This is a genomic window from Paenibacillus sp. ALE2 (assembly GCF_054113385.1).
The window spans coordinates 2597720-2612302 of the sequence record NZ_CM134213.1 but is presented as its reverse complement, the minus strand read 5'-3'; the positions used below and the strand labels follow the sequence as shown (position 1 = coordinate 2612302).

14 protein-coding genes are annotated in these 14583 nt (G+C 45.5%); 2 read left to right on the top strand and 12 right to left on the bottom strand.

Translation table 11 applies throughout. From position 1 onward, the window contains the following. Positions 1-46: 46 nt before the first annotated feature. From ACXHJ1_RS11210 to ACXHJ1_RS11165, 10 genes are all read right to left on the bottom strand, one after another. The gene (locus ACXHJ1_RS11210; protein ID WP_013373041.1) at positions 47-820 is read right to left on the bottom strand and encodes a sigma-70 family RNA polymerase sigma factor; all 774 of its coding nucleotides are present in this window, start codon (positions 818-820) and stop codon (positions 47-49) included. Beyond that, positions 817-1269, bottom strand: a complete 453-nt coding sequence (rsbW, locus tag ACXHJ1_RS11205) for an anti-sigma B factor RsbW (RefSeq protein WP_016820278.1) — start codon at positions 1267-1269, stop codon at positions 817-819. Before rsbW ends, ACXHJ1_RS11210 begins: the two co-directional genes overlap by 4 nt. Positions 1270-1287: 18 nt before the next feature. Further along, positions 1288-1626, bottom strand: a complete 339-nt coding sequence (locus ACXHJ1_RS11200) for an STAS domain-containing protein (RefSeq protein WP_013373043.1) — start codon at positions 1624-1626, stop codon at positions 1288-1290. Positions 1627-1726: 100 nt separating this feature from the next. Further along, positions 1727-3397, bottom strand: coding sequence for a response regulator (locus ACXHJ1_RS11195; protein ID WP_457906074.1), 1671 nt, complete (start codon positions 3395-3397; stop codon positions 1727-1729). A gap of 19 nt (positions 3398-3416) precedes the next feature. Beyond that, a complete protein-coding gene (locus ACXHJ1_RS11190; RefSeq protein ID WP_126666652.1) occupies positions 3417-4286 on the bottom strand; it encodes a CheR family methyltransferase in 870 nt (289 codons plus the stop codon). A gap of 80 nt (positions 4287-4366) precedes the next feature. Further along, positions 4367-8083, bottom strand: coding sequence for a response regulator (locus tag ACXHJ1_RS11185; protein WP_457906073.1), 3717 nt, complete (start codon positions 8081-8083; stop codon positions 4367-4369). Then, positions 8067-9248 (bottom strand): PP2C family protein-serine/threonine phosphatase, encoded by a 1182-nt coding sequence (locus ACXHJ1_RS11180; protein ID WP_016820282.1) that lies wholly within the window; start codon positions 9246-9248, stop codon positions 8067-8069. The genes ACXHJ1_RS11185 and ACXHJ1_RS11180 overlap by 17 nt, the downstream gene beginning before the upstream one ends. A gap of 234 nt (positions 9249-9482) precedes the next feature. Further along, entirely contained in the window at positions 9483-9824 is a 342-nt protein-coding gene (locus tag ACXHJ1_RS11175) for a general stress protein (protein ID WP_013373048.1), read from the bottom strand. Between the two features lie 96 nt (positions 9825-9920). After that, the gene (locus tag ACXHJ1_RS11170) at positions 9921-10439 is read right to left on the bottom strand and encodes a hypothetical protein (RefSeq protein ID WP_457906072.1); all 519 of its coding nucleotides are present in this window, start codon (positions 10437-10439) and stop codon (positions 9921-9923) included. Between the two features lie 50 nt (positions 10440-10489). Next, entirely contained in the window at positions 10490-11011 is a 522-nt protein-coding gene (locus ACXHJ1_RS11165; RefSeq protein ID WP_016820285.1) for a DUF948 domain-containing protein, read from the bottom strand. A gap of 261 nt (positions 11012-11272) precedes the next feature. On the opposite strand from ACXHJ1_RS11165, the gene ACXHJ1_RS11160 reads away from it, so the two are divergent. After that, positions 11273-11440 (top strand): DUF1328 domain-containing protein, encoded by a 168-nt coding sequence (locus tag ACXHJ1_RS11160; protein ID WP_013373051.1) that lies wholly within the window; start codon positions 11273-11275, stop codon positions 11438-11440. 129 nt (positions 11441-11569) lie between these two features. Here the strand turns inward: ACXHJ1_RS11160 and ACXHJ1_RS11155 are convergent, their stop codons facing one another. Then, entirely contained in the window at positions 11570-12757 is a 1188-nt protein-coding gene (locus ACXHJ1_RS11155) for a C40 family peptidase (RefSeq protein ID WP_457906071.1), read from the bottom strand. A 188-nt stretch (positions 12758-12945) separates the two neighbouring features. Then, the gene (locus ACXHJ1_RS11150; protein ID WP_457906070.1) at positions 12946-13815 is read right to left on the bottom strand and encodes a cation diffusion facilitator family transporter; all 870 of its coding nucleotides are present in this window, start codon (positions 13813-13815) and stop codon (positions 12946-12948) included. Between the two features lie 474 nt (positions 13816-14289). On the opposite strand from ACXHJ1_RS11150, the gene ACXHJ1_RS11145 reads away from it, so the two are divergent. After that, positions 14290-14475, top strand: coding sequence for a hypothetical protein (locus tag ACXHJ1_RS11145; RefSeq protein WP_016820288.1), 186 nt, complete (start codon positions 14290-14292; stop codon positions 14473-14475). The last annotated feature ends 108 nt before the right edge of the window (positions 14476-14583 follow it).

Below are 14583 nucleotides of genomic sequence, written 5' to 3'. Positions count from 1 at the left end.
TACGATGGGACGTCAAATATTATAAGCCATGAATTCAGCGATCTTGTCATGAAATAGAGGAATTAGACATAATCTGCTTCAACTTTTCTGTTGCCCGCTTCTGAATACGGGAAACGCTCATCTGCGATACGCCCAACGTCTGCGCAATCGCACGTTGAGATTGACCATCCTGAAATGCCAGAAGAAGCACTTTCTGTTCCTGCTCTTTCAGTTGGCTTAAGGCCTGCTGAAGATCCATCCGTTTTTCCACCGTGTCAAAATCGTTAGCATCTGAGCTAATAAGCTCACCTAACGTAGCTGCACTCTCTTCCTGGGATAATGGCGAGTCCAGTGAAACATAGTGGTAGCATTCGCGACCTGCAAGCACCTCGATCGTTTCCTCAACGGTAAGGTCCAAATACTCCGCAATCTCGTTCACATTGGGTGAGCGTTCTAATTTGACGGTCAGCTCATCAATCGCATGTTGAACAAGCGCTCCCTTTTCCTTGATACGGCGAGGGACCTGTATGTACCAGGATTTATCGCGTAAATAATTCTTCATATGTCCCAGCATACTTTTCATAGCGTACGGCTCAAATGGGATACCCAAGCTGATATCGTATTGCTGGAGCAGACGTATCAAAGCCATCTGACCGGTCTGATATAAATCCTCGTATAAGTCCGGGCGGTTACGGGATATCTTCCCGGCAGCCATCTTGACCATAGGCTCATACTTGCGGATCAGCACGGTAGCAATTTCGTTATCTTTGGTTTGCTGGTACTCCCAGATTAGACCAACGGCTTCATCCATCGACTCCGGGGGAGTTACCTTTTCATTCATACTCTTTCCTCACTTCTGGTCAGACGCTTTACCAACACCACTTCCGTACCTTTTCCTGTCTCATTCAAGATTTGAACATCGTCCATAAGCGCCTGCATGAGATAAAAGCCTAATCCGCCGATTTGCGCATCATTTAACTCCTTGTCATGCAAGGATGCGATACGAGACGGGTCCTCCACACGTTCAAAGCTCTCCCCTTCATCTTTGACACGAATGGACAACGAAGCTTCGTCAAATTCGAATGTTACTTCCACGACTCCTCCCTCATGACCATATGCATAAAGGACAGAGTTATTACAGGCTTCCGATACAGCCACTTTCATGTCTTCGATATCCTCATAAGAGAATCCCATTTTAGCGGCAATACCATATAAATTTAATCTTACAATATCAACAAAGTCAGCTGTGGCCGGCAAATTAAGAACTACTTTTTGAATTTGAGCATTCATTTCTTTTTCTTTCCTTTCCTATTGGGAATTCTCCTGGGGGGCAAAGAATTTGGCAATACCGGTCATATCAAACAGCTTTTGAATCTGAGGCGGTACCTCTTGAACTGTAAACCGGGACTCCATCCCATGCCTTGCTTTTAAAATGGATAACAAAATACCAATGCCTGTGCTGTCAATGTATTTAAGGTCTCTCAAGTTAACAATCAAATCTTGGCTGGATTCCCCCACTAAAGGCTCCATGACCAGACGGAAATCAGGTGCTACCGAAAGATCCAATTCTCCACTCAGATACACGGTATTTACACCATCTGCTGTTTCTGTGATCGCATTGAACTTCTCATTTTTATTAGTATTCATTGGCCTACTCTCCCAAAAAAAGATTTCCCTACATACTAACCCAATATACGAGTGTTTGAATCACGTTATCACTTTTTATACACCTGTCAAATACAACCAGCTAAGCTTCATTGATTCGGTCTTTACCTGGCCGCATTGGAAAATGGTCCGGAGAATGTCGGAGCAACGCCTGTTTTACACTGCTGATTTTAACAGGCTTGCTAATATAATCGTTCATTCCAGCTTCAATACATCGGGGCTGAATTCCCTCCATGACGTTAGCTGTCATAGCGATAATGGCAGGTTGAGATCTTCCCGCCAATTGTTCACGTACTCTACTCGTACACTCCAGACCGTCCATTACAGGCATCTGCAAGTCCATAAAGATATAGTCGTAATCCTGATTCGCAATAACCATATCAAGCGCCTGTTGCCCATCTGCGGCCACGTCTGAAGCCAAACCGAGCTTATCCAGTATATTTACCATCAGCTTCTGATTGATGGGATGGTCATCCACGACTAGTACGGGTTTACGGGCGGGAGACTCCTGATGTGGAATTTCCCAATCGTGGCTGGACTCCCCTTCCAGTTCATTTTCCTTGGCAATGCCAAGTTTCATTGTAAAATGAAACGTCACACCCTGTTCTCCACTCGTATCCACACGGATATCTCCGCCCATCATATTCACTAAGGTTTTGCAAATAGCGAGTCCCAGACCCGTTCCACCATATTTGCGTGTCATAGAAGAATCCAGTTGGGAAAAAGGGTGAAAAAGCCTTCCAACCTTAGCGGGATCGATACCAATGCCTGTATCTTTTACAGAAAACTCAACTGTAAGCCCATTGTCGCTACGCTCTTTAACCGATGCGAAGACATATACCCCGCCTTGGTCTGTAAATTTGACAGCATTGGAAACCAAGTTAATCAGTACTTGGCGCAACCTTCCCATATCACCATATAACACGGGAGGCAGCTGTTCATCGAGAAAATAAACCAGTTCCAAATTCTTGCGGTTCACCTCTACCGTAAACAGGCTGAAAACTTCCTTGATACAGGAAACCAAATCAAATGGATATTCCTCAACCTCCATCTTGCCTGACTCCAGCTTGGTAAAGTCCAGAATATCATTAATGACCGCGACCAGCGCGTCTGCACTGCGGCGGATGATATCGGCATATTCCTGTTGATCGTTTTGCAGCTCTGTCTCCATCAGCAGATCAATCATACCAATGACACCGTTCATAGGTGTGCGGATCTCATGGCTCATCATTGCCAAAAATTCGGTTTTGGCATTGGCAGCAATCTCTGCCGCCTCCTTGGCGGCAATCAGTTCGCTGTTCATCTTTTCCAGCTCCTGCGTCTTCTGATGAAGCAGCATGGACTGTGTTTTCAAGCGCTTGTTTGTCAGATACATTTGTACGAAGCCTTCAATTTTGGACTTGAGAATTTGAGGGATGAACGGCTTCACCATATAATCAATACCGCCCGCTGAATATCCCGCAAACAAATGCTCCGCTTCCTTGCTGTTAGCTGAAATGAAGATAATCGGAATATCCTTCGTCTTCTCTCTGGCCTTGATTAGCTTTGCGGTCTCAATTCCATCCATACCCGGCATTTGCACATCGAGGACAACAAGTGCAAATTCGTCTTTTAATAGACATCGCAACGCTTCTTCCCCTGATGTGGCCTTTACCAGATTATATTGTTCACTCTCCAGCACTGCCTCAAGAGCGAGCAGGTTCTCAGGTCTGTCATCTACCAGCAATATATGAATCGGTTCATGAAGCCCCATGGAATCCTCCTAAGCATCTCTATTTAATCTTCCGGTATATTTTCTCTACCCGGTCCAGCGGCTCGTAGGAATCACTATAATCGGTGAAATGTATGGATTCCTTGGCCCCAAGCACCAACACACCAAAATGACTCAAGCTATCATAAAACAACCCATGTACATGGTTGCGAAGTTCATCATTGAAGTAGATCATAACATTCCGGCAAAAAATCACATTGAACTCGTTAAAAGACCGGTCTGTCGCTAAATTGTGCTCAGCAAAAATAATATTTTTTCGTAAAAAGGGATGAAACATCACCGAATCATACTTGGCTGTATAATATTCAGAGAACGATTGTGTGCCCCCAGATTCCAAATAATTTTTGGTATACAGCTTCATTCGGTCGATCCCATATACGCCTTCTTTCGCTTGCTGTAAAGACAGGTTATTCATATCCGTCGCATAAATACGGGCCTTATCATATAAGCCTTCCTCATGCAGCAAGATTGCCATTGAATATACTTCCTCACCTGTGGAGCAACCTGCATGCCATATTCGGATATACGGATACGTTCGTAAAATAGGAATAATTTTTTGCCTGAAAATTAGAAACAGCTCCGGATCGCGAAACATCTCGGTCACCGGAATAGAAAGACTCTGTACCAGTCTATCGAAGGCGCTGCGATCATGCAGCACCTTCTCCTGAAGTCCTGATATCGTGCTTACATTCTCGGACTGCGCATGATAATAAATACGCCGCTTGATCGAAGGCAGAGCGTAATTACGAAAATCGTAGCCGTACAGCCGATGTATACCTTCCAGCAACAGCTCAATCTCAATCATTTCCCGCTCATTGTCATTCGATTTCAATTCATTAGCAGCATTATCCGCCATATCCTTCGATGTCATAATCTCTCTCCAATTCCTAAATAGGTTTTGCCTGCACCGCTCTCAATCATGTGTCGTTTTATATTACCCATTTTTTTGGGTTACGAATACAACCACACTCGCATTAATGATAAAAGCTGTTCGGTTTGAATCGGTTTTTTTACATAATCGGAAGCGCCTGCCTCAATACACTTGGAACGATCATCTTTCATCGCCTTGGCTGTCAGGGCAATAATAGGCAACTTCTCGAATTGTGGCATTAACCGGATACGTCGCATCGCTTCATATCCATCCATTTCCGGCATCATCATATCCATCAGCACCAGATCAAAATCAGGTGTCTGTTCGAGCAGTTCTAGTGCTTCCCTTCCATTTTCAGCAAAGGTAACCTCCATACGATAGCTTTCCAGCACACTGGACAGAGCAAATACATTACGAATATCATCGTCTACCAACAATATTTTTTTGCCTTCAAACAGCTCTTCCTTGTTATAAAGCTTCTGCAAAATTTTACGTTTGTCCTCAGGAAGATTTGCCTCCACCCGATGCAGGAACAACGTAGTCTCATCCAAAAGTCGTTCCGGTGATTTGACATCCTTAATAATAATGGACTCTGCATATTTTCGAAGTTGTGTTTCTTCCTTACTATCCAGATCTTTGCCTGTATAAATAATAATCGGCAGATCGGTGAGCTGCTCATTTTCCCGAATGCGGTCGAGCAATTCAAAGCCTGTCATGTCACTCAACATCAGGTCCAGTACCATGCAGTCATACCGCTGGGTGGCCAGCTCGTTTAGTGCTTCCTTACCTGTCGATACCGCCGTAATGGCCACATCATCATGGTCGATGAGCTCAATAATGGATTTGCGTTGATTATCGTCATCCTCAACCACAAGGAGGCGTTTTACCATTTGGTCCGTATACGACTTTATATGTGAAAATGCCTTATCCAGACTCTCCTTCGAGGAAGGCTTTTTGAGATAAGCAATTGCGCCCATCATCAAGCCCTGCTTCACATCATCTATGACTGAGATAACATGTACTGGAATATGGCGTGTCGACGAATTGCCTTTCAGCTCGCCCAAAATGGACCAGCCATCCATCACAGGTAACTGAATATCTAATATAATAGCGTCGGGCAAATAGGAATGAGCCATGTTCAGCCCATCGTCTCCTTTGAGAGCAATCAACGCCTTAAAGCCCCGACTACGGGCCATGTCGTACAAAATATTAGCAAAATTAATATCATCCTCAATAATCAGCAGCACTTTATCCTGCGGGGTAATCTCGTTTCGGTCGTCACCCGGATGTATGTCCTCCGCTCCGCTCTTCGCAGGTATCTGATACACAGGTAAACGTTCAGCAGGCATGATCATTGGCAGATCTGCTTCCGCTGAAGCAGCGGCGCCTTCAAAAGCCGGAGGCACATCTGCACTGTTAAGCGCCTCTCTCGAATGAGAATCCTTATTATTTTCGGTAAGCGTTTGTTCCGGCAAATACAGTGTAAAGCAACTGCCCTGTCCCTGCTCGGATTCGACTGTAATGGCACCGCCCAACAATTTGGAAAGCTCACGGCTGATCGACAGCCCCAGCCCTGTTCCCCCGTATTTTCGGCTAGTCGTACCGTCTACCTGCTGGAAGGCTTCGAAGATCAGATCTGTCTTATCTGAAGCAATCCCGATGCCGGTATCACGCACAGATAGAGCCAGATAGGATTTTCGTGGATTTAGCATACCCGGAAGCTGCTCTCCATTTGCCCGAGATACCTTGAAACTTATAGAACCTTCCGTGGTGAACTTGAACGCATTGGACAGTAAGTTACGTAAAATTTGTTTGAGACGATAACCGTCACTTATAATAGCATCTGGCAAATTCTCTTCGATTTCGGTATGCAGTTGAAGCTCTCGTTTGGCTGCGACTGGAGCAAAATTCTGTTCTACAAACAGCTCCAGTTCCTTCAAATGGACCGTTTCATGGTTAATATCCATTTTTCCAGCATCCACTTTGGATAAATCCAGAATTTCATCAATCATTTTCAACAAATCCGCGCCCGACATATAAATGGTTTGTGCATATTCAACTTGTTTGGGCTTGAGATTGCCTTCCTTGTTCTCAGACAGCAGCTGAGAAAGAATAAGCAAGCTATTTAGCGGAGTACGCAATTCATGCGACATATTGGCCAAAAACTCGGATTTGTATTTGCTTGTGATCCCAAGCTGCATCGCCTGTTGCTCCAACTGGGCTCGTGCACGTTCGATCTCATCGTTCTTTTCTTCCACTTCTCGAACCTGTTCTTCCAGTGCTCTCGTTTTAGCAATCAGTTCAGTATTAAAATGCTCCAATTCTTCCTGTTGACGCTGTAATAATTCCTCGGAACGCTTAAGCTCCTCTGTTTGCTGCTCCAAATTCTCGTTAGAACGCTTGAGCTCTTCTTGCTGAGTTTGCAACTCTTCGGACTGGCATTGCAATTCCTCGGTAAGTGCTTGTGATTCGCGCAACAGTTGCTCAACCCGCATCCGTCCCTTGATATTGTTCAAAATGATTCCCAAACTCTCCACTAACTGAGCAAACAGCTTCGTTTCCAGATCACTGAAGCGGTCCAGTGACGCTATTTCCACGGCACCAATGCATTCATCATCGAACATAATAGGGAAAATCATAATTCCAACTGGCTTACTTTCTCCTAAGGCGGAGCCAATGGACAAGTATCCTTCAGGTGCCTCTGTGATCAAGATTGGCTTACGATCCAGAACACACTGTCCAAGCAAACCTTCGCCCACCTGGATAGCGTCTCTGATCGAGCCTTCGCCAGTCACCTTTGCATAGGAGCCGTATAACTTGAATCGATTGTCTTCTACCTCTTTTCCTTGCAGGTAGATGGCTCCATAGCTGCCCCCCAAAATGGGTGTAAACTCACTAATGAACATCTGAGCAACCTGCTCCAGTGAATTCACACCGCGAAACAGCTCAGTCAATCGAGCAGTATTGGCATTAAGCCAAGTTTGGTCCTTCTGCGTTTGAAGGACGGAATGCTCGAATTTCCTTTTTTCATCCAGGTCTCCAGCCAATTGTTGAAACACACGAGCAACCTCTCCGATTTCATCTTTGGAGGCCACACTCATCCGGCTGATAGCCCTGTACTTTCCCTTGCCAAAACCGTTCATCATGAGGTTAACGGTATTTAGACCTTTGGCAATGCTAGGAAGCACCCACAAAATAACCAGTAAGCCCATCATCAGACCGGCCGCCATCAGGATTGTGGTAATCTGCACAGATTCCTCATAAGCCTGATTGGCCTGCTTCATATCGTTATCAATTTCCCGGTCTTGGAAAACAGCTAGGGTATTAATGCTGTCCATTGCCTCCTCTTGAGCAGGCAGACCCGTGCTATTACGGAAAGCATTAGCTTCCTCAATACGATCTTGCTCCAATAAGGAAACGAGTCTCTCTTCATAGTTTAGATAATCTTTCCAGGCGACAGCCACCCGGTCAATCTGCTGTTGCTCTTCACTCGTACCGGAATCCGTTTGCAGACTAGCCAGCACTTTTGTTCCAGTAGCAGAAATATCATCCATCTCGCGCTTGGCCTCGCTGACAGAGGAGCCTGGATTCAAGATCAGATTGGCCATGACTTTAGCCATATCGTTCACCTGTCCGCGTATAGCCGTTGTTTTCCGGACCTTCACATATCGTTCTTGGTAAACCTGGTTCAGCTGTTCATTCAAGCTCCCCATCCGGTCATAGCTGATTAGCGTCAGCACAAGGAGGATCGCCATAAGCGATCCAAAGCCAATCAGCAGTTTATTTCTGATTTTCATGCAAGCTCTCTCCCTCTTTCAATGAAATCCAGATCAGGCACTTATCATCATCGCGATCCTGCGGCCCCTCGTTACGAAAAAACGCATCCAGCATCGCTTCTTCATTCCATTCCTCATACTTGCGCAGACAGGCAGTCAGATACTCCAATTGTTCCTCATATTCACCTTCTACCGTCTCCAGCAAGCCATCTGTATACAAAGCGATATGCCCAGTTCCTTCGTAATAAATCGTGTGCATCTCTGCATCAATTTTATCAAACAATCCGACCGGACTACACGCACGGTCTAATTTGGTTATGCTACCGTCCTGATTGAACAGCAAGCCGGGAGGATGCCCTGCATTTACATAGTCAATTCGCCGTGAACGAGTATCAATCACCATATAAATCGCCGTAAAATAATACTGTACCAGCTGCTTGCCCAGGTCTAGTTGATTAAAACGACGATTCAGCTCTTGTATGACCTTCTCCGGCTCCACATACGTGGTCACCGTATCCTTGAGTACAGATGCAATGAACATGCAAAACAAAGAAGAAGAAATGCCATGGCCCATCATATCGAGCAAAATAATGGCATATCTCCCTTCTCCTAGCGGATACCATGAATATAAATCTCCCGCCAGTTCAAAGGAAGGCTGGTACAGTGCATTCGCTTGCAGCATAGGGTCCTGAATGGCAGGACTCAGCACCGCCTGCTGCACCATCGCAGCCAGTTTCAATTCATCCTGAATTCGCTGATCCCGGTCCTTATGCCAGTCTTTTTCCTGCTTAAGACGCAAGGCAGATCGAATTCGCGCCATTAGCTCTACCTTGTTGATCGGCTTTGTGACATAATCGACGGCTCCCACATCCAGAGCTTCGGCCAATTTTTTAGAATCGCCTACAGCGGTGACCATAATAATCGGAATATCTTTTAAATGTTCATATTCCTGTACAATACTGCAAGCTTCAATGCCATCCATTTCAGGCATCATCATATCGAGCAGCACCAAATCAATATCCGAAGGACGGGGGCGAAGACTAATGGTACGGTCGCCGATTCCCAGATGCTCCAGCATTTCTGCGGCCGAGCTGGCAGAGATCACATCGCGATAATTTTCTTTTTTTAGTATTTCACGAATAATAATGACATTCGTTGGATTATCATCAACAATTAGAATTCTCATTGCTCTCTCCTTATCTGTAACCCATGTATTATACTATACCTGCTTATGGGGCAACACCCTTGTTAATTAGAAATAGCGTTTCCGCAAGCAGGCATTCCAAAAACATAGATAAGGAATGAGGCTAAAACCCCATTCCTTATCTATGTTTTTGGAGGACCCGCGAAACACTTGTGCTGCGGCCAACATCCTCTTTTTCAAATCTAAGTTTGCTTAATCCTATGATGAGCTGGAAAATCACGCTTTTTTCGCAATAACCAGCACTTTACCCTGATCCAATTCTTTTTCATAAAAATCTGCTTCCGTATCTGTAAAACCCAGGGAAGTGATTTTAGCACGAAGCTCATCGCCACGGGAACGGAACAAATTCGCTAAGGAGTCAAAAACGCCCTCTTCTTTAATCCCGATTTCCTTGGCAGCTACCGTATCGGCGATACGATCCGTCCGATCCTGATCATGAGCGAGCACGAACACATCCTCATAACGATAGCCCGTGTTACGCAACTCATTCACAGCTTCAACGGCTTGTACACCGTTCTCTACCACCTTGGCATAAGATTTATGATTGGTCTGATTCATGTTTCTCACGCTCCTTTAAGGATTGACTTCTCTGACTATTACACTTCATTCATCCATTTGAAACTTCCATATGATGTCACGCCTCGAAAAAATCGATTACCACTCCGTTTCATCAAAAAACTCAACATACTTTGGCTTGTCAGACGTCTTATCCGTAAATACTTTGATCGCCCGCTGCCCGCGCACATACACCTCTCCGTCTTCTGCCGTAAATTGCGAGCCGCCTAGCTCCTGATCCAGCGTTTTCCGTTGCAGTGGCAGCCACTTATCATTCACTTTGATTCGACCGGCAGCAGGATCTACATGCACATAGGAGACGACGTCCTCACGCATACCTACGGTGACATTCGGGTATTGATATTCTGTAGAAAGCAGCAGCTTATCCTTCTTGATTCGAAGTGGCTTGCCCAGTTTTTTCAATACATCCGCACGAGTATCATCCAGAGATATGCCATTTAAGGTATGAAAATCAGTTGGCACAGCATGTGGATCAGTTATCGTCTGAACAGCCCTTACCATATGCCCCGCTGTCTGCGGGGAGACGGTTTGCTGAACCGTATCCTGTCCGGAAAAGGGAGTGAGCAAACCAGCGGCTAGTAATAATGTCTTCATCATAATTCTCACCCTTTCAATGAATTTCCTATAGTTTACGGTTCAGCACTATACTACTGACGCATTTTCTGCCACACCCCAGCAGCGATGTCTACATAACCCAGCCAGTTCTTAGCCGGCTTGCCCGCAGGTTCCCCATAAGTGGCATTGTAGCTCTGAACCGTCCGCTCTGTTGCAGTCAAAGGTCTGTTCGATCCCGTTGACTTGATCGCCTTCTCCGTTCCGGAAGTGCTGCTCGCAGTGCTACGTGACTTCTGAAGGCGTGTCATTAACGCTGTTGAAGCCTGTTTGGCGGCCAGCGTCACTTCGCTGAGTACCTCCCCCAGGTTTTTAACCGACTCCATCACAGGTTCCACTTGCTTCAATTTATGATCAACGTCTGCGGTGATGTCATTTGCATGTCGAACCGTTTGTTTTACTTCATAACTTAGTTCATCGACTGTCTTTTGTACTTCCTGCAAGGTTTGAGTTACCTTATCTAGAGAACCTTGAGCTGCTTTCAATGTCTTAATAAGGTAAATAACGAGAACGGCAAATGCGATAGCAATAATAAAAATGCTGACCTGTGTTAACATAGCGTAACCTCTCTTTCGTCTTTCACGATGATGTTTATGATTACTGCATAGTTACCCTCTACATTCGGACACGAAACAACGTCCAGACTGGTATCTTCTTGTGCTCCAAAGGTTATGATTCACGGGCCCTCGCACCGTTTAAAACAACGTATAATGATGGCACAGCCACACTTAATCTGTAGAAGTCACCATCATCTGCTACCACGCTCTATCGGGGCGCGAGTATGCCACATTATATACAATCAAAGGAGGATACAGAACATGCTGAAATGGTCGGCTTTATTCTTAGTTTTTGCTGTGATCGCCGGGATTTTAGGTTTTTTTGGTATCGTCGTCTCCGTAGCAGCTACAATAGCCAAAATGTTATTTGTGCTATTTTTGGTCTTATTCGTTATTTCACTTTTTACCGGAAGAAAACGAGCTTCATAGACGTTGGATGATAGCTACACCCAAACGTGATATGTATCATATGCTTATCAAAAAAGGATGTTCCCACCCTGGTCAACAGAGATGTGGAACATCCTTTTTTGATGCAGCTTTTAACAGTGAACGGCGTTTTTATTGGATCACGCTGCCCCCAAACAGGAAACGATCCTGCCAAGGCTTGCTGAAATCCGTAACTTTTACACCACCGGCCGCTACAGAAAACGTATGGAGAAGCTTGTTGTCTCCCAAGTATACAGCTACATGCGTAATCGTTTGGGAGGAATTATCCAAGGACGTGTACGCCCCGGAAGATGCATTATAATTTGTAAAAAAGAGCAGATCGCCACGCTTCAGTGTAGTCATATCTGTATTCGGCTGACTGTTCTGCTTGATCCACTCACCCTGTGAACGAGAATCTGCCGGGAGCTGTATCCCTACAGCCTGACGGAAAATTTGGCGCGTAAATGCCGAGCAATCAAAAGTAGCCGTACTGTTGCGATCAGAACCATATTCATAAGGTGTTCCAAGGTAAGTCATACCTGTGTCAATAACCTGTTCGATTGCAGCCGTTGCATCACCAGAAGGCAAGCTAACCGTCGAAGCAGGAGACGCTACCGCAGGTAGAGCAGTAGTATCTGAAGCGGGTGCAGCCGAAGATGCCACAGGCTGCTGCACAACAACCCCCTCACCAATACGAATATATTGTGGAGATGAGCTGACATAGCCTACTGTACCATCAGCAGTGGTGATCTTAAACCAATACGCATTACTGGAATCGGTAATCGTAACGACATCCCCTGTATTCATATAGCCCAGAACCTCGGAAGAAGTGGATGCCTCCGCCCGCAAACGAACGGACGTTTGAATCGTAGCTTTCGTTTGACCGGCAGAACTATTCACTGAAGCCGGAGCCTCTTTAGTTGAAACATTTTTAACTGAAGCTGAAACAGTTTTAGCTGACTCTGAGGCTTCCGTTTTACGGCTGGCAGACGGGGTGACAGCAGCAGTGACGCTGGTAGCGCCAACTTTTATGTACTTGTCGGAGCTGCTTGTGTAGCCGGTTACTCCATCAGAGGTCTTGATCTTATACCAATAGCTATTCGTTTTCTCCAATACCGTTACGGCCTCTCCCTGCTTCATAAAGCTGACTACATCGCCCGTAGTCGAAGGATCGGATCTAAGCTTTACAGCCGCCTGAATAACCGCCTTCTGTCCTGTGGATGCTGTCGATGCCGCTGCGTCAACCTGACCCGGCGCCACATGAATTGCTGCCAACAGCGCGGCTGACGTCATGAGCATTCCCATCACGCGTCTTCTCAATGTTGCACCTCCTGGCTGTTTTTACGAATTTGAAGAGCATAATTCCGACGAATATAGCCGGACATGCCTTCATTATAGTAAAAGCAGCAGGAAGAGAGATATAATCCAAACGTCACAAAAGATAGCGTGTACACCTTTTTTGATATAGGTCTAAAGTCACTTTTAATACTAATTATTTAATAATTAATCTATAATTTAGGTTCTACATGGACATGAACGTGCATTGTATTATGAACCTCTTGTAGACGTTCCTCAATCCGGTCGCTAATCCGATGTCCTTCGATCAGACTGAGTTGTGGATTCACCTCAATGACCACATCCACCAGTGCGTGGTTACCGTGTACCCGTGCCTTAACGTCTCGAATTCCTTCTACTCCAGGTATAAGAGCAATCGTACTCCGTAAGTCGGACAGTTCTTGCTCATCAAATCCATCAGTCAAGCTATGTGTGGAATCCCTAAAAATCTCCCACGCCGTTTTACAAATAATGAACCCTACCACGATCGCCGCCACAGTATCTAACCACGGCAGCCCGAACTGTGCGCCGATAATGCCCACTGCTGCTCCAACACTGACGAGTGCATCTGATAGATTATCCTTGGCCGCAGCCAGCAACGCCTTGTTGTTGATTTGCCGAGCGAGCCTGTTATTGTACAGGTACACCCCGAACATAATCACTGCGCAAATCACAGCCACACCCGCAGAGGTAATATCCGGTATTTGCTTTCCTCTCTTGAAAATGCTTCCGATTCCATCAATCAGCACCTGCAAACCAACGACAGCCATAATAAAGGACGCCAGCAGCGCCGCAATCGTTTCGGCCCGAAAATGTCCATAGGCATGGTCGGAATCTGGTGGTTTTTGCGAAATTCTCAGACCAATTAATACAGCAACCGACACCACAATATCGGTGACATTGTTGAATCCATCGGCCAGCAACGCGCTAGAGGCAAATATATATCCGCTAATCAGCTTAAAAGCGGACAGCAAAAGATAAGCAGCAATGCTTACCCACGCCCCTCGCTCACCTTTTCGTATTTCATCATAGACATTTACCACAACGGAGGACACTCCTTCAAATAGATAGTTCGCAGCGTAAAGATCTGCCCAGAAATAAAAATAGCAGCATAGCTGCCCTTACACTCCCTCTCAAACAAGCAGCACAGCTGCCCTTACACTACCCCTCAAACAAGCAGCATAGCTGCCCTAAAAATAACAATTCGCCTGTGGAAAACTGTTATTTTTAGGATAACAGACGAACTTTGTGTGGGTCTAGAGAAACAGTCTTTCCACTCTACATCGCTGTAGGAACAATGAAAAAGTATTGCCAGGCCCCATCCCTGTAGGTTACACAAAACAATTTTTCCTTCATGCAAAAAACAGACATTTCTCCTCTTACCTCACTCCAGCGATGTGTTATCATTGTTGCCCTTGTCCCTTCTTTTAAAAACGTATAAAATGAGGACACAGCCGCGTTTTTCTTCAATCCAGCATGATTGACATGAATCTGGCGGCAACAGGAGGAATTTATTCATGAGCGATGCTAAGGAACCACGTAAAATTAATCTCGCAGATGCCATTCGCGAAAAGCTGGCACAAAAAAAACAGCAGTCCGGCGCTTCACAGCAGGGCGGCTTTCAAGGCGGTTCCACCAAAACACTGAAAAGCCAAAATACGAAGAAGCCGAACAACCAACGCCGTCGTACAGGCGGATCATAAGCCACTCCATAGACTTTATAGGGTACCGAGATCAGGCGGGATCTATCTTGACTCACTCTCGGAACCAAGTAAGCTAAGGGTCATGGCACAAAACGAAAAAAGAGGAGT